General features: G+C 66.8%; 16 protein-coding genes. 9 read left to right on the forward strand and 7 right to left on the reverse strand.

The features are described from left to right. Nucleotides 1-9 precede the first annotated feature (9 nt). The gene (locus tag H8F25_RS09095) at nt 10-642 is read right to left on the reverse strand and encodes a 2OG-Fe(II) oxygenase (protein WP_197210137.1); all 633 of its coding nucleotides are present in this window, start codon (nt 640-642) and stop codon (nt 10-12) included. Continuing rightward, entirely contained in the window at nt 633-1,082 is a 450-nt protein-coding gene (locus tag H8F25_RS09100) for a protein phosphatase (RefSeq protein WP_197210138.1), read from the reverse strand. Before H8F25_RS09100 ends, H8F25_RS09095 begins: the two co-directional genes overlap by 10 nt. A 72-nt stretch (nt 1,083-1,154) precedes the next feature. On the opposite strand from H8F25_RS09100, the gene H8F25_RS09105 reads away from it, so the two are divergent. The 3 genes from H8F25_RS09105 to H8F25_RS09115 all read left to right on the forward strand — a co-directional run bounded on the left by H8F25_RS09105 (nt 1,155) and on the right by H8F25_RS09115 (nt 4,254). Next, the gene (locus H8F25_RS09105; protein ID WP_197210139.1) at nt 1,155-1,409 is read left to right on the forward strand and encodes a hypothetical protein; all 255 of its coding nucleotides are present in this window, start codon (nt 1,155-1,157) and stop codon (nt 1,407-1,409) included. A 278-nt stretch (nt 1,410-1,687) separates the two neighbouring features. Beyond that, complete coding sequence (locus H8F25_RS09110) at nt 1,688-2,983, forward strand: extracellular solute-binding protein (RefSeq protein ID WP_231596721.1); 1,296 nt, start codon at nt 1,688-1,690, stop codon at nt 2,981-2,983. Further along, complete coding sequence (locus H8F25_RS09115) at nt 2,980-4,254, forward strand: mechanosensitive ion channel family protein (RefSeq protein WP_197210141.1); 1,275 nt, start codon at nt 2,980-2,982, stop codon at nt 4,252-4,254. Before H8F25_RS09110 ends, H8F25_RS09115 begins: the two co-directional genes overlap by 4 nt. Nucleotides 4,255-4,305: 51 nt before the next feature. Here H8F25_RS09115 and H8F25_RS09120 read toward each other — a convergent pair whose 3' ends face one another. Together H8F25_RS09120 and ppk2 are read right to left on the reverse strand one after the other, a co-directional pair. Next, nucleotides 4,306-4,500: a hypothetical protein gene (locus H8F25_RS09120; RefSeq protein ID WP_197210142.1), complete on the reverse strand. Its 195-nt coding sequence runs from the start codon at nt 4,498-4,500 to the stop codon at nt 4,306-4,308. A gap of 201 nt (nt 4,501-4,701) precedes the next feature. Continuing rightward, complete coding sequence (gene ppk2, locus H8F25_RS09125) at nt 4,702-5,718, reverse strand: polyphosphate kinase 2 (RefSeq protein ID WP_197210143.1); 1,017 nt, start codon at nt 5,716-5,718, stop codon at nt 4,702-4,704. A 694-nt stretch (nt 5,719-6,412) separates the two neighbouring features. On the opposite strand from ppk2, the gene H8F25_RS09130 reads away from it, so the two are divergent. Beyond that, entirely contained in the window at nt 6,413-9,958 is a 3,546-nt protein-coding gene (locus H8F25_RS09130) for a diguanylate cyclase domain-containing protein (protein ID WP_197210144.1), read from the forward strand. A gap of 922 nt (nt 9,959-10,880) precedes the next feature. Continuing rightward, complete coding sequence (locus H8F25_RS09135) at nt 10,881-11,999, forward strand: DUF389 domain-containing protein (RefSeq protein WP_197210145.1); 1,119 nt, start codon at nt 10,881-10,883, stop codon at nt 11,997-11,999. Nucleotides 12,000-12,020: 21 nt separating this feature from the next. On the opposite strand, the gene H8F25_RS09140 is transcribed toward H8F25_RS09135, so the two are convergent. Continuing rightward, nucleotides 12,021-13,349 (reverse strand): hypothetical protein, encoded by a 1,329-nt coding sequence (locus H8F25_RS09140; protein WP_197210146.1) that lies wholly within the window; start codon nt 13,347-13,349, stop codon nt 12,021-12,023. A gap of 424 nt (nt 13,350-13,773) precedes the next feature. Between H8F25_RS09140 and H8F25_RS09145 the strand changes: the two genes are divergently transcribed. Then, nucleotides 13,774-13,989 (forward strand): helix-turn-helix domain-containing protein, encoded by a 216-nt coding sequence (locus H8F25_RS09145; RefSeq protein WP_197210147.1) that lies wholly within the window; start codon nt 13,774-13,776, stop codon nt 13,987-13,989. Between the two features lie 144 nt (nt 13,990-14,133). After that, nucleotides 14,134-14,295, forward strand: a complete 162-nt coding sequence (locus H8F25_RS09150; protein ID WP_231596722.1) for a hypothetical protein — start codon at nt 14,134-14,136, stop codon at nt 14,293-14,295. 217 nt (nt 14,296-14,512) lie between these two features. Here the strand turns inward: H8F25_RS09150 and H8F25_RS09155 are convergent, their stop codons facing one another. Beyond that, entirely contained in the window at nt 14,513-15,523 is a 1,011-nt protein-coding gene (locus H8F25_RS09155) for an AAA family ATPase (RefSeq protein WP_197210149.1), read from the reverse strand. Nucleotides 15,524-15,821: 298 nt separating this feature from the next. Here H8F25_RS09155 and H8F25_RS09160 point away from each other — a divergent pair, with 298 nt between their 5' ends. Beyond that, nucleotides 15,822-16,535: a hypothetical protein gene (locus tag H8F25_RS09160; protein ID WP_197210150.1), complete on the forward strand. Its 714-nt coding sequence runs from the start codon at nt 15,822-15,824 to the stop codon at nt 16,533-16,535. 37 nt (nt 16,536-16,572) lie between these two features. Here the strand turns inward: H8F25_RS09160 and H8F25_RS09165 are convergent, their stop codons facing one another. Next, nucleotides 16,573-17,565 (reverse strand): PolC-type DNA polymerase III, encoded by a 993-nt coding sequence (locus tag H8F25_RS09165; protein ID WP_197210151.1) that lies wholly within the window; start codon nt 17,563-17,565, stop codon nt 16,573-16,575. Nucleotides 17,566-17,730: 165 nt separating this feature from the next. On the opposite strand from H8F25_RS09165, the gene H8F25_RS09170 reads away from it, so the two are divergent. Next, nucleotides 17,731-18,711 (forward strand): hypothetical protein, encoded by a 981-nt coding sequence (locus tag H8F25_RS09170; protein WP_197210152.1) that lies wholly within the window; start codon nt 17,731-17,733, stop codon nt 18,709-18,711. Nucleotides 18,712-18,848 lie beyond the last annotated feature (137 nt).

Consider the following 18,848-nt stretch of genomic DNA (forward strand, 5'->3'; position numbering starts at 1 on the left):
CGGCGCGCCTCAGCCCGCCGCCAGGCGCCTGAGGTAATCCGCGCGGCTGCCGGCGTTGATCCAGCCGGTGGCGATCGTCTTGCTGTGCTCCTGGCTCACCCGGCCGCGGTGGATGTGCGACAGGCCGGCCGGGAAGAGGACGAGCTTGCCCCGCTCGGCCTCTTCGTGGTGCTGTTGCCAGTGGAACTCGGTGCCCCCGTCCGGCAGGGAATTGCAGTACAGGATCCAGGCCAGCACCCGATGGACCGGTTCCGTCGCCTCGTCTGAGATCGTCCAGTCGCAGTGCCAGCGCCGGAAGCCCTCGCCCGGGGCGTAGCGCTGGAGGTTGAAGATCGGATTCACGAACAGCTGCTGCTCCGGGCTGCAGTCACGCAGCAGGGGCCGCTCCTGCAGGTAGCGCTCGAGCGCCGCGCTCACGCCCCGCAGGATCACCTCAGCCAGAGCGAAGGCCTCCGGATCGGAGCGGTCGAGGGCCACCAGGCTGATGTCAGTGGACACCTTGGCGGGTTCGGCGTCGGGGCCATCCCCGGCGCCGAAGGCCACGCCGGGCCGCTGCAGGTCGCTGCGGCGATCGAAGAAGGCCATCACCCCGTCGGCGAGGGCTTCGAAGCCGGCGTTGCGGTAGCGGGCGATCAGCTGCACGGGGCCTCCTGCCAGGGGATGGCGGTCAGGGCTTCCAGTGTCTGCCAGCACTCGGGAGCGGCCAGTCGCGGTGTCAGCTCGCAGCGCTCCAGCGCCTGGCTCACCCGGGCGGGGTCCAGCGGTCCGGTGCCGTCGGCCTGCAGCGGCTGCACCAGCACCTGTGACTCCGCCGGATCGGCCAGCACCTGCAGGCCCAGATCCTCCAGCTCCCGGCTGAAGAACAGGCGGCGCATCCGCTGGCTCAGGGCCGGCCCCAGGGCCTGGGCGAAGGCCTCCAGCGAGGCCGGATCACTGCCGCAGCCGCAGTTGAGCGCCAGCCAGATCAGCAGCTTCGCCCAGCTCTCGGCGCTCCAGGCGGGTGGAAAGCTGTCGCGGTGGGCGCGCACCAGCTCGGCCAGGGCGAAATCGACGAGGGTGGCCTGAAGAGCGGAGGCTGACATGGGGACGCGCGCACCTGCCGTGGGGGCCGGCAACGGGCAAACTGCAGGGGCATCCTCCCGGAGAGTGGCCCGATGGCCCTGGATCTGAACGACCCGGAGCTCGAGTTCAGCGACCTTGTCACCGCGTACCAGAGCTGGGTGATGGCGGTGATCAATGACGAGAAGCTCGGTGGCGACAAGCTGCTCACCGACGAGATCGCCGATGACGCCTTCCAGGCGATGCGCTTCCTGCCGGATGTGGTGACCAGCGCCATCGAGACCACCCTGGCCCGCGTCTACGACGTTGATCCCGATGAGCTCTCCGAGTTGCTCTACCCGGAGGAATAGATCCTCCCGGCCGCATCGCCTCACGTCGATGGGGGCAACGCTGTCCCGGCCCAGGCTCCTGGCTTGCACCCCGCCCCACAGCGTGGCCGGCGGATGACAGGTTCCCGGCTCTGGCGTGGCCGGCGATGATCGCCCGTGTGTTGCGCGAGCAGGTGCTGCGACGTCTTCGAGGAGACCGGGGGCGGTGGCCCGGAAGCCGCGGTGGCGTCGTCTGCTGCCCGGATCGGCCTGGCGCCTCACCGGCTGAGCCGCAGTCTGCGGATCGATCCCCGAGGACGGTGGAGGTGCCGGTCAGCGCTGTTCGCCTGCGGCAGCGCCCGGTGGCCTGCGGCACCCGTCGATGGCGCCGCGGCCTGGGGGGCCTGCTCGCTTCGGTTGCGCTGCTCGGCCTGTCCGGTTGCACGCAGGGGTTCCCCCAGCGTCCCCTCGTGCTTTACGTGGCGGTCAGCACTCCGGGCGAGGAGCCCATCACCCGTGAGCTGTCGTACACCTTCCAGTCCCGCTTCCAGCAGCTGGTGCAGGGCTTCCGCCGTCTGCATCCCAATGTGCGGGTGCAGGTCTCCCTCTACCCGGAGGAGCAGTTGCAGCGCCAGATCCGCCGGCGCACCCGCAGCGGCCTCGGGCCGGATCTGATCGTCACCTCGGCCAATCTTTCCAGTGCCCTGCTGGCCGCCGGCCTCACCCAGCCGATGCCGTTGGACCGGGCCGAGACCGAGGCGATCGATCGCTCCCTGCTGCGCCGTGTCGCCACACCGGAGGGTCGGTTGGCGGCGTTGCCACTGGTGCTGAATGCCCAGCTGGCCTGCTTCGACCGGCGCCGGGTGCCGCAGCCACCGGCCGATGTGCGACAGCTGCTGCAGCTCAGCTCCGAAGGGGTGCGGGTGGGCATGGCGCTGCAGCTGCGCAGCCTGGTCTGGACCGCCGGCAGCCTCGGAGCGGTGCCGGCGCTGCAGGCCGCGGCCCAGGGCCGGGCTCCGGATGCGGCCCAGCGCCAGGGCCTGCTCAACTGGCTGCGCTGGCTGCAGAGCGCCAATGTTCAGAAGGATGTGACCTTCATGGAGGAGGAGGCCACGCTGCGCGAGGGCCTGCGCCGCGGCCGCTTCGACTGGATCAGCTGCGGCAGCTCCAATCTGCCGGTGCTGCAGCGGGCCCTGGGTGACAACTTCGGGGTTTCGACGCTGCCCGATGGCGAGACCTCCCGGGCCACGCCGGTGAACCCGCTGCGCGTGCTGGCCCTGGGGCGCAATTCCAGTGGCGAACAGCGCCAGATGGCGATCGCCCTGAGCCGCTACAGCCTGCGGCCGCTGGTGCAGCGCAGCTTCACCCTGGAGAACCTGGTGTTCCTGCCGGTGAACCGCCGCCTGAGCCTGCCGGTGCAGAGTTCGCGACAGCTGGCCACCCTCGTGGCCGCCCGGCGCCAGGGTGAGGCGGTGGGCGACCTGCTGGCCCGCCTGCACAGTGCCGATCCGCGCGTGGTGCAGCTGGAGCAGGTGATCGTGGCGCTCGTGTTCGGCGTGATCGAACCGGAGCAGGCCCTTCAGGACAGCCTGCGCATTCTGGGCGGACGCCGATGAATGAACTGCTGCTGGAGATCGCCGGCTGGCTGGGCTACCTGGAGCGGGGGCCGGTGCAGCTGCAGTTGCTGGTGCTCCTGGCCGTGCGCCTGCTGCCCCAGCTGCCCGTCCTGCACCGCCGCCTGCAGGGCTGGCCCAAGGCACTGCGGCCCCTGCCGGGCATCGCCCTCGCCCTTCTGATCAGCCTTCCCCTCGCGGCGGCCGGGGTGCCGATGGGGCTGCTGCGCTTCCTCACCCTGCTGTGGCTGGGTTGGGTGGCGCTCGGCTGGCTGCAGCAGGCGCTGCCTCGCTGGCTGTCGGCCGATCAGGTGCATGGCCTGATGAGTCGCCTGGTGCGTCCGGGCTATCTGGTGCTGGCGTTGCTGGCGCTGATCAACCGGCTGGACAGCGTCCAGGACGTGGCGGTGATCGCCGTGGGGCGGCTGTTCAGCGTGGAGATCAACCTCGGCAAGGTCCTCTCCGCGCTGGTGGTGCTCTATCTGCTGATGGTGGGTTCGGGTCCGCCGTCGGCCCTGGTGGCCTGGGTGCTGCAGCGGCTGATCGGCTTCAGTGAAGGCAGCCGCAAGGCCCTGGAGCTGATCCTCCGCTACGCCATGGTGGGTCTCGGCATCGCCGCGGTGGGGTATCACCTCGGCTTCAACAGCACCGCGCTGCTGGCGGTCGCCGGGGGGCTCTCGGTGGGGCTCGGCTTCGGCATCAAGGAGGTGTTCTCCAATTTCGTCAGCGGCCTGTGGCTGCTGTTCGAGGGATCGGTGCGGCCGGGCGAGGTGCTGATGATCGACGGCGATCCCTGCGAGGTGCGGCGCCTGGGCCTGCGGGCCACCCTGCTCTGGCGCGACCGCGACAACGCCGAGCTGCTGATCCCCAACCAGACGTTCTTCACCGACACGGCCACCACCTACACGGCCACCGATCGGCTGCGGCGCAGCCAGGTGAGTGTGGGGGCGGCCTACCGCCACGATCCGGCCCGGGTGATCGCCCTGCTGGAGGCCACCGCCCTGACGGTGCCGCGGGTGCTCCGCCGGCCGGCGCCCAAGGCGCTGCTGCTCAGCTATGGCGACTCCGCGATCAACTACGCGCTGCGCTTCTGGATCGCCAACCCGATGGACAATGTCGGCATCTGCAGCGAGGTGAACCAGGCGATCTGGACGGCCTTCGCCGAGCAGGGGATCGAGATTCCCTTCCCGCAGCAGGTGCAGCACCGTCCGGGGGCGCAGCCTCCCTCGCCAGAGCGCTCACCACGCCAGGAGTTGCCGGGGCCGCCGCTCTGAAGGCAGCACCATCCTCCCTGCGGTGGTGTCCTCGCCTGCCCCAGTGGGGCTTCAGCTCCAGTCCTGCTGCAGCACCTGGCAGGCCTGGGCATCCACCTCGCAGAGCCGCTGCAGGATCAGCTGCACATCGTTCTGCTTCAGTTCGCCGTCGGCTTCCCAGGCCAGACAGGTGCGTCCGAGGCAGATTCCGTCGCCCGGCGTCAGCGGTTGCGGATGATCAGCGTGGTGGGGCGCGGCAGGTGCCATGGCGCCGCCCTCCGATTCGGTGTTGGAATCAGCATAATCACCCTGCCGCTCCTTGCCAGGGGGCTTCGCTGGCATCCATCCGGTGCTGTTTCGGCGCTGCAGCCGTTCCCGGGACGGAGTGCAGGGGGCGGGAAGCAGCCGAACCCTGGGCTCCACCGCTGGCCGGTTGCCACCTGAGCTGCGGCAGGGTCCGGCAGGGGCTCAGCCGTAGTGGTTGGGCACGAAGAACTGCTCGTTGAGGGGCGGGCGCTGGTAGTCGCCCCCGCCCTTGCGGGGCGGCAGCTCGATCGCCTCCGGGGTCATGTCCTCGTAGGGCACCTTGCTGAGGACGTGGCGGATGCAGTTGAGACGGGCGCGGCGCTTGTCATCCGCCTCCACCGTGAACCAGGGCGCCTCCGGGATGTTGGTGTGGGCGAACATCTCATCCTTGGCCTTGGAGAACTCCACCCAGCGATCGCGCGATTCGAGATCCATCGGGCTGAGCTTCCAGCGGCGGGCCGGATCCTCCAGGCGTGAGCGGAAACGGGCCTCCTGCTCCTCGTCGCTCACCGAGAACCAGTACTTGATCAGGGTGATGCCGCTGCGCACCAGCATCCGCTCGAATTCAGGGCAGGAGAGCATGAACTCCTTCACCTGTGCCTCTGCGCAGAAGCCCATCACCTTTTCGACACCGGCGCGGTTGTACCAGCTGCGATCGAACACCACGATCTCCCCGGCGGAGGGGAAGTGCTCCACGTAGCGCTGGAAGTACCACTGCGTCTTCTGCTGGTCGGAGGGGGTGCCGAGGGCGACCACGTTGCAGCCGCGGGGATTGAGTGGTTCGGTGAGGCGTTTGATCGTGCCGCCCTTCCCCGCGGCGTCGCGGCCCTCGAACACCAGGATCAGGCGGTAACCGACATGCTTGATCCAGTACTGCATCTTCACCAGCTCCACCTGCAGGCGGGCCAGCTCCTTTTCGTAGAACTTGCGATCCAGCTTGCCGCAGCCGTTGTCGACATAGCCCTCGAGATCATCCAGGATCGGAGAGGGGTGATAGCGGTCGTGTTGCACGCTGCAGGGATTGAGCAGTCGGCGAGCGTGTTTCTTGTGCTTTTTCTTCTTGTCTTTCTTCTTCTCTTTCTTCAGCGTGGCGTGCGGTGGCAGCGACCCGCTGTCCGGCCGGCCCTGCAGTGGGCCGGCCGGAGCTCCAGTGGGCGTCGCGTCGTCGGAATGGCTCATGCCCCTGCTGCGGATGGCTTGTCTCCGGGCTAGACCCGGGGTCCGACACTGAACGGCAGCCCCTGTCACCAGGGACGGAAATGCTGGATTTTTTTAATGAAGCTGCGTCACGGTTGTCTGCCGGGCCTGTCGTCGCCGAGGGGTGCCGCGCGGGCCCTGGCCGGGGGAGGCGGCTGCCGCTGGCTCCCAGCTGGTTCCCATGAGGCCTGGATCGCCCTGGTCTGACGAGACCGGCTGACCGCGCGAGCATCGCGCCCGGGGCGGGACGCGCGGTGGCGCACGGTTCGGCATGGCACCGGCGCGGGGATTGCCGTTCTGATTCAGGGTTGCCGGATCCGAGTGACGCGATCCGGCGCTCGCCTTGAGGGAAGCCTCGCAGGGTTGCTCCACGGCCTGTGGACTCTCCCCCTTGGTCTGCTGAGCGCCCGCTTGGTTGCCGCGCCTCTGCTCGCCTGGCTTTGTGAGGGGTGATGGTTCACCGGCTTGCAGACGATTGACCGGCCTCAGGTGGTTCTGGCCGCGGCCCGGAGGCGTCGACGCGCTCGCGGATGCAGCCGCATGAGCCGTGGCCGGAGGAAGGCCTGCAGGCCTGAAGGCGAGGGGGGGGTGGCGTTAAGCCGTGCTAAGTGTGAGGGTTGGTCAGTTGCGCCTGCGTAGCCTGGATTGTGTGGCCGAAGGTGTGAACCCTGGATCGATGAGGGCCGAGGCTGAGCTCAATTCGACGCTGGAATTGTTCAGTCCGGAAGCCAGGCAGAGGCTGGACGATTTCAAGCGGATCGCTGATCTGGCCGGTCGTGATCTGATGGTGTCCGATGCCCTCCAGGGGCATTTTGTCGACTGCAATGATGCTGCCGCGATGCATCTGGGCTACAGCCGCGACGAGCTGCTGCGCCTCAATCCGGAAGCGCTGCAGGCCGATCCGGATCACGATGCCAGATGGGTGGCCGAGCGCCGGGCGGCCCTGGTGGCCGCGGGCGGCGGTGCCTTCCTGACCCGCCATCGCTGCAAGAACGGCGCCATTCAGGATGTCTGGATCTCCCATTCGGTGCTGACGCTGGATGGGCGCCTGCTGCTCCTCAGCGTCGTGGCCGATCGCACGCTTGAGCAGCGCACGATCCACCGGCTGGAGGAGAGCATCGCTCTCTTCAACGATGGCGAAGCCCTGAGTGGCATCGGCACCTGGGAGTTCCGCTTCGACGACGGCAGCATGCGCTGGTCACCGCAGGTGCATCGCCTCTGCAAGACCGATGCGGCCTCCTACACCCCCACCCTCTGGGGCTACAGCACCCTGGTGCATCCCGACGACCGGCCGCGCTGGCGCCGCGATTTCCAGCAGGCCGTCAATCGCGGCGATCCGCTCCTCTCCAGGCATCGCCTCGCCTTCCTCGACGGTTCCGAGACCCGGGTGGAGGTGCGCGGCGAGGTGCTCGTCGATGACGATGGCCGGCCCGAGCGTGTGGTCGCCACCGTCTGCGATGTCAGCCTGGCCGAGTCGGCCCGGCAGCAGGTCGAGGAGCTGCGTCACCACGACCCCCTCACCGGCCTGCCCAACAAGGAGGCCTCGCTGCAGGAGCTGCGCCAGCGGCTGGGAGGCCGCGACTACGGCCAGTCCCTGGCGGTGCTCAGCCTCGACATCGACGGTTTCCAGGAGATCAACGACAGCTTCGGACCGGAGCTGGGCGATCAGCTGCTGCAGCGCATCGCGGTGCAGCTGGGGTTGATCCTGGGGCCGCGGGCCTGGCTGGCGCGGCTGAGCAGCGATGAGTTCCTGGTGGTGCAGCAGGACGAGATCCGCTCCCTCGGCGATGCGATGGCGCTGGCCCGTCGCATCGAACAGCTGTGGACCGAGCAGCCGCCGCTGGTGCCGCAGTTGCGGCTCAATCCCAGTCTCTGCATCGGCATCGCCTCCTATCCCGAACACGCCCAGGACGCCCAGTCCCTGCTGCAGTGCGCCAACACGGCTCTGACGCAGGCCAAGCGCCTCGGCCGCGGCCAGATCTGCGCCTACTCCAGCACCCTCAGCCGTCAGATCCGCGAGCGCCTCGAACTCGACGGTGAATTGGCGCAGGCCCTCGACGGCCAGCAGCTGCGCCTGATGATCCAGCCCCAGGTGCACAAGTCGGGCACGCTGATCGGCGGTGAGGTGCTGCTGCGCTGGACCAACCGCCGCGGCATCAGCATCCCCCCGTCCCAGTTCATTCCCCTGGCCGAGCAGAGCGGCCTGATCGTGCCGATCAGCCAGTGGACCCTGGAGCGGTTGCTGGAGCGACTGAAGCTCTGGGAGCAGAGCGCCCTGCCCCTGCCGCGTCTGGCGCTGAACATCTCCCCGCGCCAGCTGGAGCTGCCGAGCCGTCATTTCGTGGGGGGGCTGCTGGACACGCTGCGCGCCTTTTCGCTGCCCCCGGAGCAGCTGGAGCTGGAGATCACCGAATCGGTGCTGCTGCGCAATCCGCTCCTGGCGCGGGAGCAGTTGATCGCGCTGGCGGATCAGGGCTTCCGGATCTCCATTGATGATTTCGGCACCGGCTATTCCTCCCTCGAGCTGTTGCGCAGCCTGCCGGTGCATCGGCTGAAGATCGATCGCACTTTCGTGAGCTCGATCGTCGAATCCCCGGAGGATCAGGCGATCGTGCGGGCCACGATCACCCTGGCTCACGGCCTGGGAATGGAGTGCATCGCCGAAGGGGTCGAGACCGCTGAGCAGAGTGCCTGCCTGGAGCAGCTTGGCTGTGATTTCTACCAGGGGTATCTCTACAGCCGTCCGCTGGAGATGGAGGCCTTTGAGGCCCTGCTGCGTCAGTCCGGGGACGAGCCTGGCGGCCAGTCCCCGATCCGCCTGGAGCCTGCCACGGGACAGCGCGATGACCACGCGCACGCTGCGCTCGACCGCCCACCGAGCATCACCGCCCAGCTGCGGCTGCTGCGCACCGCGCTGGATCAGGGCCAGGATGAGTTCCTGCTGCTGCGCGCCGAGCGGGGGGTGAATGGCGCGGTCGAGGACTTTCTGATTCTGGATGCCAATCAGCCCGCCTGTGAGTACCTGCACCAGGAGCGTCATGCCGTCGTGGGGCAGATGCTGCTGGCGATCTTCCCGCAGGTGAAGGTGAATGGTCTGTTCCAGATCTATCTGGAGGCGCTGCAGCGTGGCAAGACCATCGTTCTGGAGAACTATGCCTATGCCGATCACGATGTCTTCCAGGAAGACCGTGTCTATGACATCACGATCTCACCGGTTCAGGATTGTCTGGTGCTCAGCTGGCGCGATGTCACCGGGCGTTCGCAGAGTTCGCGCAATTTCGCCGATGCGGCCGCTCTTTACCGTCTGCTCGCCGAGAACATCGTCGAGGTGGTGGTCCTGCTCGATCGTGACCAGGCCATCCGCTGGGTGTCTCCCTCCCTGCAGCAGATGACCGGCTGGACGCCGCTGCAGTGGAACGGCCGCACCTTCCCCGAGCTGTTCGCCAGTTTCGAGCAGAGCGACGCGGGAGCCCCCACCCCGGTCGACCTGCGCCAGTGGATGGCGGGTTTCGGGCCGATCCGGCAGGGACGCCTGCAGCTGCTCCAGCCCGAGGGTCGCTGGGGCTGGATCGAACTGAGCGTGCGGCGCCTGCAGGGCGTGGGCCGGCGCCGTTTTGAGGGGGCCCTGCGCGGTGGCGATGGATCCGAGCCCATCAACCTGCAGGACGGCTTCGTGATCACCCTCAACCCGGTGGATGGCCAGGTGCTGCAGGAGCAGCGGCTCCTGCGGCAGGCCACCACCGATCCGCTCACCGGCCTGGCGAGTCGGGCGGCCATCCTCGACTGGCTGCAGGGACGCCTGGCCGGGGGGAGGGCGGAGCACGCCCAGCAGCTGGCCCTGCTGTTCTGTGATTTCGACAACTTCAAGGGCATCAACGACACCCACGGACACGCCGCCGGTGATCTGGTGCTCACCACCACGGCGGATCGCATCAGGGCGACCATCCGTCAGAACGATCGGGCCGGGCGGCTGGGGGGCGACGAATTCCTGGTGCTCCTCGATGACCTCCCCAGCCTTGAGAAGGCGATGGTGGTGGCTGAGAAGCTGCAGAACGCCACCGCGACGCCGATTCCCTACGGCGATGGGCTGATCGACGTGTCGCTCTCGATCGGCGTGGCCTCGCATGGCGCCGGTGAAGATGCCGATCTCTTTGTCCGCCGCGCTGACCGCGCCATGTTTGCCGCCAAGGCTGCCGGCCGCAATCAGGTGGTGGCCCTCTGAGCCGCCGCGGGTCGGATCAGAACGCCGCGATCAGGCTCCACGCGATCGGCGTGGCCAGCAGCAGGACCAGACAGGCCACGTTCCAGCCGGAGCGCAGCAGCCGCATCGCCACATCCCACGTGCTGCCTGCCAGTGGGGGTGGCTCAGGCCGGAACACAACAAAGCCCGGAGCGGGGGGCTCCGGGCGCTTGCCTGCTCAGTCGTGCAGCCCCGAGGACAGGAGGTGCCGCTGCGCGATGGTGGGCCTGATGGACGTTCTGATCAACAGATCAGGGAGTCTTCGGTTGTGGGGGCGGAGCTGCTGGCGCTGGCACCTGGGGCCAGGTGACCAGGGGGACGTTCCATGGGTCCGGGGCACCTGAGGCTGGGCCGTGAACGGTGCGGTGGACGGCGAGGCTGTCAGCTCGGAGCAGGCCGCTCAGACAGCAGGGACTCGCCTGGAACATCGAAGATCCGTCGAGAGTGTTGGAGCAGGGGCCGGATCGTCAGCGCGCTCCTGGGTTCTGCTGCGGGGGGGTGTCATCCATGCGTGGAGCCTCCGAATCCCGATGCAGCCACCTTGGGCCGGCCCGGCCGAGCCGGCAACCGCCCCCGCGGTGCCGGACAAGTGTCTTCACGGCAGGCAACGGGCCTTCATGAAGGGTGCTTCACAGCTCGGCCGGGCTTCGGAGCGCTGCCGGTGCTCTGGGTGGGGCGAGAGGAGGGCCGCAGGTGGGAGTCAGGCCAGGCTGTGCGACGGGCTCCAGGCCGCAGGCGGCGGTGGGGATGGCCGGTGGAAGCGGAGTCCGCCGCTCGGGTTCGCGGAATCGATCGCCGCAGAGCAGGCGCACCCGGTCCGCAGCGTGGCTCGAACGGGATCGGTGTCCCGGACAAACCGCATCGGCACCGGCAGGATCGGCACGGCCAATCGCAGGGCACCACGGTGGGCATCAGCACGTCGTCCTCACAGGACGCCCGGCTCGAGGCGCTGAGGAGGGAGTTCGAGCATGAGGCCGGCTTCAATCAGGTGTTCGTGGTGCTCACGGTGGGGGCCACCCTGATCGCCACCCTCGGCCTGCTGGCCAACAGCCCCGGCGTGGTGATCGGCGCCATGGTGGTCGCCCCCTGGATCCTGCCCCTGCAGGCCATGGCCTACGAGATCCTCAGGGGACGCCTGCCGATGTTCCTGCGGGCCCTGCGCACCCTGCTGCTGGGGGTGGGGCTCTGCGTGCTGCTGGCGATGACGGTCAGTGCCACGGCGGCGCTTCCCAGCTTCGGCAGCGAGGTGATCAGCCGCACCAGTCCCAACCTCCTGGATCTGGGGGTGGCGCTGGTGGCCGGCGCGGTGGCGATGTACGCCAAGCTGCGCCGTGAGGCGATCTCGGCCCTGGCCGGTCTGGCGATCGCGGTGGCGCTGGTGCCGCCGATGTGTGTGGTGGGGATCCTGCTGGCCTCCTCCTCCTGGCCGCTCGCCTATGGCGCCCTGCTGCTGTTCACGACCAACCTGCTGGGGATCCTGGTGGGGGCGATGGTGGCGCTGGGGGCGCTGGAGCAGGTGTATCGGCAACGGCTGATCAACAGTCGGCTCGGCCTCACCAGCGTGGCCCTCACCGCCCTGCTGGTGATCCCGCTGGGCAGCAGCTTCCTGCGCCTGGTGCAGCAGTCCCGCCAGGATCTCAAGGCCCAGCAGCTCGAGGTCACCATCGAGCAGCGGCTGCGCAGCAGCACGATCACCCTCGGCGGCGATCCCGCCATCGATCTGGTGGATCTCAGCATCGACTGGCAGCAGAACCCGCCCCTGATCCGCGCACGGGTGCGGGTCACCGATCCGGATCTGCCCACCTCCGCTCAGGTGGCTGCGGTGCAGGACTTCATCAACAGCAGCCAGGCTCCGCGGCGTTACCGACTGGTGGTGGAGCGCACCGCCGTGGAGCTGATCGGTCCGGAAACCGCTCCCAATCCAGCGGAGCTCGAAGTGCGCACCTCCCCAGGGGTGCCTCCCCCGCCGCCGCTGCCGCCGTTGCCTCCCCTGCCGCAGGAGGACGCGCCGGCGCCTCCGTAGTCGTTCCTGCGCCGCCCTGGCTCAGACCGGCGTGGCGTCGCGCACCGTCTCGAACAGATCGATGTCCCAGGCCACCAGGTCGCGGCGGATGGCGTCGGCGCGTGAGCGGGGCAGCAGCCGCGCCAGATCCTCGCCGGTGATCACCCCGTCGAGGCTGCCGCCGTCCTCGCGCAGAAAGGCCAGGGCATGCCAGGCCAGGATCGCTGCGCCCACGGCGGTGGGATAGGAGATATAGGTGGCGCCGGCATAGGGACTGCCCAGCAGACCCCGGTAGCGCAGGTAGCTCAGGCCCACGGTTTCGATCGTGACCTGGCGGTCGTTGCGCACGGTTTCGGTGTAGCGGATCTCGGCGGCGGCGGCGAAGTGGGCCCGGCGGATCACGCCGTTGCGCAGATACTCCTCGATCCGGCGCGGCTTGTTCATGCCGGGCAGGATCGCCCGCACCATCGCTTCCACCGTCAGCTCGCTCTGCTGCGGCAGGGTGCGCTTGGAGAGGAGGCTGAGCTGAAACAGGGCCTTGACCAGCTCCACCTCGGAGCCGCCCGTGTAGACGCCGATCGACTCGATTTCCGGGAAGGAGCGGTGCAGCGACAGCAGCTCCTCCTGGTAGAGCGGGTACTGGCGCGTGGGTTCCACCTCCCCGGGGAAGTGGTGCTCGCGCGCAGAGCTGAACGGCTCGAGCACCTGGATGCGTCCGTCCCGCAGCAGGCGCGGGCGGGCGGCCAGCTCTTCCAGCGCCACCAGCGGCGACCAGGAGAAGACGATCTCATCGGCGTCGATGTCCTCCAGCAGATAGAGATCGACGCTCTCGATCTCCAGATCGCGACGCCGCGAGCTGCGCAGCTGGTGCAGGCGCAGGCCGATCAGAAAGTTGGTGACGCCCGGCGAGATGCCGAGGTTGATCAGGGCGGCGCGGCCGCCTTCGCGGTAGGCCTGCTCAAAGCCGTACTGGGAGAACGTCAGGCTGCGCTCCGTCTCGGCGTCGTACATGTCCGAGGCGAGGTCCACCACATGGGCACCGAGCTGCAGGCCGAGCTCCAGCAGCGGTCGGTTGAAGCCTGGCCAGGCGGCATTCACCAGCACCTCGGCGCCGCTCAGCCGCTCCAGCTCCGGCGCGCTGCCCTCGAACAGCGGGGCGAAATCCGGCAGGCCGATGAAGTCGATCCGGTCGAACAGGCGCTCGGCGTGGAACAGGGCATCGCGGGCCAGATCGACGTTGAGCACCACCACCACGAAGCGCAGCGCCACGTCGTCGCGCTCGGCCAGCTCCGACAGGCAGATCAGCATCGAGGAGCCCACCGCGCCGAGCCCGAAGAAGGCGATCGTCAGCGGGGCTGAGGGGGCGTCCATGCGATGCCGTGAAGGCATGCCCGCTGCCGGGTTCGAACCAGCGACATCCTGCTTGTAAGGCAACAGTCTCTTCAAGTGCAGGACTGGATTCTGACGCTATTGCACGGGGTGTGGGCGCAGAATTTGGCGCAGATTGATGGGCTCGGGGTCTGGGCGATAGGGCTGCGTCCCGCAGCTTCGGCAGGGATCGAACAAGCCTTCGGCACCGAGAGCTCTGCGATGCCCTGCCTGGGAAGCAGGCGGCCGCTGCCGATCCATGCCGTCTTCTCTGGCTGTGAGTCCGTGCCGCCACCGCCTCACTCACGCCTCCTGGCGAGACGGCAACCGGAGGCGTCAGCCCACGGGCGATTCCGGCCTGATCCACAGCCTCGGTGTGGCATCGCCAAAACCGCTCCATACCCTCGCCGCAGATGCATGCCATGACATGTCGCCAACCCCACCCGCCACCCTCTCCGACTGGCTGCCCACCCCGCAGGCCGCCCAGCTGCTCGGTATCAGTCACAGCACCCTCAAGCGCTACGCCAGCCGCGATCGGCTGCTTGAGGAGGGCACCCACTTCCGCCGCGGCCCGCACGCCAATACGCCGCTGCTCTGGCACGTGCCCCGCTGCTTCCAGGCGATTCGGGGCGGCACGCCCTGATGGCGCTGCTTCTCCCCCTGACAGCCCCTCCAAGCCCCCTTTGCTCCACCATCAGGCGGTCTTCCCATGCACACCCCTGTCACCTCGGCCTTACAGGCCTCCCAGCAATGGCTTCCGACCGGCCAAGCCACGCTGGTTCTGGGCGTGAGCGCAGACACCCTCAAGCGCTACGCGATGCGCGACGAGTTCCTGATCGACGGGAAGCACTGGCGACGCGGCCCCTATCGCAACAGCCCGATGGTGTGGAACATCCCTGCCTGCGAGGAGGCCATCCGCTGGCGGGTGCGCAAAAGGAGACGCGCGTAAGCGAAGCAGAGCCGCACAAAGTGTCCTGGGCTCAGCTACGGGGCGACATCGAAAACCGAACCAACGGCATCACCATGAGTCATACAATCAAGGGCAAATTATTTCCCATGGCAAAGCCATGGAGAAACACATATCACTAAGCACTCAGGCAGTCTTCGAATGCGTTAATCGGACACCAGACAAACAATACTCACCCAGAACAGACAATCGGACCCCCTCAAGCCGAAATATCTTCAGGCCCTAAATACTCTAAATCATAGCGGCTAGGCAAGCTTAGGCGCGCAACTCTTGACGCATGGTTAATTATGGCCCTCTCAAAGAGATTCCTGACTGCTCGACCGTTACCGGACGTCACAGCGGTACTTGAGCGAATTGCCTCACATGCTTTACGAAGGCTGGCAACACAGCCAGCGCATAGCTTATAGTTTTGCCTGGCTGCGAAGATATTAAACATTGCCTGCAACTCATCTAGGCTATAATCAGGGAAGTGCAAGAAATTGCTGAAACGAGATTTCAGCCCGGGATTTGAAGCGATAAATCTTCTCATTTCTTCTTCGTAGCCAGCGACAATCACAATTAGGTCGCCCCTGTTATCTTCCATGTACTTGACAATAGTGTCTATGGCCTCCAACCCAAATGAATCAGATCGATTTGCAGAGCACAGTGAATATGCTTCATCTATGAATAGAATGCCGCCAAGCGCCTCATCCAGCCTCTCCCTGGTTTTCAATGCTGTCTGGCCCAAAAATCCAGAGACAAGTCCAGATCTATCGGTTTCAATTAAGTGTCCCTTGGAGAGGATGCCGATTTCACGATAAATCCCGGAAAGAATTCGGGCCACTGTCGTTTTTCCAGTTCCTGGATTTCCCGAGAAGACCATATGATGAGATAGACGCGTGGATGGAAAACCCATCGCGCTTCTGATGGCTTGAATCTTAAGAAAATCAACTTGCCTTTGAATGTCTTGCTTAATACTCTCCATTCCCACCAGGGAATACAACTCCTCCAAGAGCACATCTAGTGGCTTTGACGTCGCCCTGGTTCGTATTGATATGGACCCTGGCGAACAAGCGCCCATCCGAACGAGCACATCATCGTAATCGATGCGCCCTTTAATATGCGCTTGGACTGTACAAAGCTTGCCATTGTGACTATATTCGTAGATGTCCTGCCCTGGAACAACCTCTTGTCCGCTTTGAACAAAAACCCTAGTTACCACCTGATCCATAAACTCACCAATAAGAAAAATTGATTTTGCTGCCCTCCAAATTCTAGGGCCTGGGGTGACCCGGGCGCAACACTGGCTAGGCACAATGAATATTCATGCCTGCAAGTCTTCAGAGCGCTTCCCACAATTGGGAAGCATTTCATATTTGCCATGGCAACAATTCCAAGAGCAGTGTCGGCGTGTTCGCATTGCATGCTTTATCTGGCGCCAAGCTGAGCTGATTGTTCGGGGTTGTTCACACTCTTAGTCTTTGCTGAGTCATACGGTGGCGCTAGATCCCAGCCACGTCAACGCCTAGGTGGCCCTGAGGATCGCGGCTCTGCGGGACCGGGACACAGCCGCCGCGCGGGCGCCACTGGAGAAGCTGGTGGTGCTGGAGCCCCGCAATCCCTTTGCCCGACGCACCCTCGGCCAGCTGCTGCTGCTGCTGATGGAGGACGAGACGGCGGCGGCCCTGCCCCATCTGCGAGCCGCCGCGGAGGTTGGCGCGGATGACCCAATCAACCTGTTCACCTACGCCCAGGCCCTGCTGGCGAGCGACGGGGACTCCCACGTCGCCGAGGCCGATGCGCTGTTCAAGCAGGCGCTGCCCCTGGCACCGGTGGGCGAGTTGGCGGAGAAGATCAAGAACCAGCAGCGCAGGCTGGCCGACCGCGTCATGCGGGCCAACGCCCAGGGGATGCCGCGCATGGACGCGGTGGAATACTTAATCAGCGCTCTGCAGGCCTACCGAGAGCTGGCGCCGGAGGAACAGAAGCAGTTGCATGCCGAGGTGGTGGCCCTCAGCCAGCGGGGCCTGGCGATCAACGACCCCTGCAAGAAGCACAAGCTGAGTCTCTACCGCAGCGGCAGCACGGTCTCGGCGCTTGGGGCCGCCTGCGTCTACTACGCCGGCGTGAAGCTCCTCCTACCGGGGGAGGACCCTGGCCTTGATCTGGGCCGGGAGTACGTGCTGGCGCAAAGGATGGCGGGGGAGGGGGCAGAAGCACCGCAGGCAGAAGAGCCTGCGTGAGGAGATCCATGGGGTGGACGGATCCTGCTGCCCAGGGTCAACGCTCCCCCCACCGCTGCCCCGGCAGCACCTGCCCGCTCTGAGCCTCCAGAAATGCCTTGCTCTCCACCACCGAGGTGCCGGCGTTGCGCAGGCGGCGCATCAACGGTCTGTCGATGAACACGCTGCTGACGGCCATCAGATCAGCCAGGGCTGCTGGGTCCAAGGGGACGGGAGTGAGCCCGAGGCTGATGGCGTGCTCCAGAGCCTTCTGCACCTTGAAGTCCCAGCCGTGGGCGTCCTCGCCGAGGAAGGCGATGGTTCCCCCGGTAGAGGGAATGGTCACGGTTGTGGGCAACCAGTCGTGGCTGGGCGGGGCCGGCTGGGGCAGCCCTGAGGGTCGCGGCCGCAGGGAAGCAGGTCGGGCAGCGGAGGCCGAGCCAGCCACCCGTGCAGCAGCGCGGGATGGATGCAGATGGGGCAGACCGTGCCGCAGTAGTGCCGCCAGGGCACGGGTGTCGCCAAGGGCGGTGTGGGCGTCCTCGCCGGTCAGGGTGATGCCGCGGGCGGCGCAGAGCTTCCCCAGGCTCAGGAAGGGGGCGGGCATCGTGTCGATGCCGTCGCCCAGATCCACCACCAGCTCAGGGTGGTAGCTGCCGGCCGCCCAGAAGTGGTGCCGCAGGATCGGCCCACGGATTTGCCCAGGCAAACAGCCGCGATCGAGGTTGTGGGCCACAACCACGCGGCCATCAAGCAGGCCCGCCAGCTCAGGTGCCACGTCCGAGAAGGCCGGTGCAGTGGATGCCAGGGCGTCATCGATGCCGTGCACGGCGGCATTGGGGATGGGGACCCCAGGATTGATCAGCGTCGTCCACTCCTGCTGAAGCTCTCCCTCGGGCGAGAGCAGCAGCAGGGCGATCTCCACGATGCGGCAGAGCTGGCCGGTGCCGGTGGTCTCCAGATCCACCACCGCGAAGCCACTGGCCCCTGGAGGCAGCAGCTCCGGGAGGGGCCTTGGTACGGGCGGAATGGGGATGGGGCTGACTGGCATCCCCCTGGCATAACCGCGGCAGAGGCATCGAGATCGCCTGCGGCCGAAAGGATGCGTGATCCGCATGGATCCGGCTCCGAGCGGGCCCGTGGTTTTTCGCAGGAGGAATGGTCCGATCGGGCTGCAGCGTTGTGACGCTGAAGGGATGCGGTTCAACTCCAACCCGTGGCCTGTTCCACCATCGTTCAAGCCTGCCTGACATCAAGGCGCGTCGTCTCGGCCTACGCCCCGCCGGAGCCGCTGGAGCCTCTGCATATCCTCGATCTGCTGGAGCTGAGCGGCTCTCAGCCCAAGGCCGCACTTGCCCTGTCGATGCACCAGAGCACCGTCAGCCGCAGCGCCGCACTGATGTGCGAGCAGTTCCGCCTTCAGGCCAGGCCTGGCGCCAGCGTCTGCCGCTACGGAACCAACGAGAGCCTGCAGCTCCTCCGCCAGTCGTACAGAGCCCATCGGCTGATGGACGGGCAGCTGCGGATCGCCACCGATCCCCTCCACCAGAGCCTGCTCAACGGCATGGCGACGGTGCAGAGGGTGCCGCCCCGATTCCGGCTGTCGAACGACTGGGCCAAGTTGGTGGAGCAGGCCGTGATCGATGGCGCGATCGTCTCCTCCTGGTGCCATCCGCGGGCGGTGATGGCCGAGCGTCAGCCCCGCTGGGCTGGCGTCCAGGCGGTGCTGCTGGGGGAGCTGCCGCTGCAGCTGGTCTGCCATGCCCCCGCCTCTGCCGAGGAGCCGATCCCTCGGAGGGTGCTGCTGCCCCGCAAAGCGGCCACACCGTTGCTGCATGAAACGCTCGCCTGGCATGGCTTCCAGCTGGAGCAGCAGCCAATCGGCTGCCAGGAGGTGCCCGCCTGGCTGAAGCGCATGCGTGACCGCGAACTGGCGATGCCGATCTGCCCGGGCCTGGTGCCGCCGGGATGGATCGAAGCCGAGGGGCTGATCGCCTTCCCGGACCAGCCGCCGCTGCGGGAGACGCTCTGGCTGCTGCTGCCCGAGGGGCGGGTGCTGGGCAGCGCCACCGCCAGGCATCTGATCCGGATCCTGCGGCAGCGGGTGGCCAAGGCGGTGGAAGCCTGGATTCCGGGAACTTCCGATGTCTCTGAAAGGGCTGGCGACGCGCTCCAGGTGGCCACGGGCCGAGGTTGAGACCAAAACTATGCAGCTGGTGCATCGAATCGCCGCGTTGAGGGTGGTGAACCTGCGGCGAGTGATGCCGTGGCGCAGTAGAAAGCAGCAGAATGGGCCGGAGCGCTCTCAAAGGATGGTCGTCCTGCAGTTTGGTG

The sequence above is a fragment of the Synechococcus sp. CBW1004 genome, assembly GCF_015840715.1.
Classification (GTDB): domain Bacteria; phylum Cyanobacteriota; class Cyanobacteriia; order PCC-6307; family Cyanobiaceae; genus Cyanobium.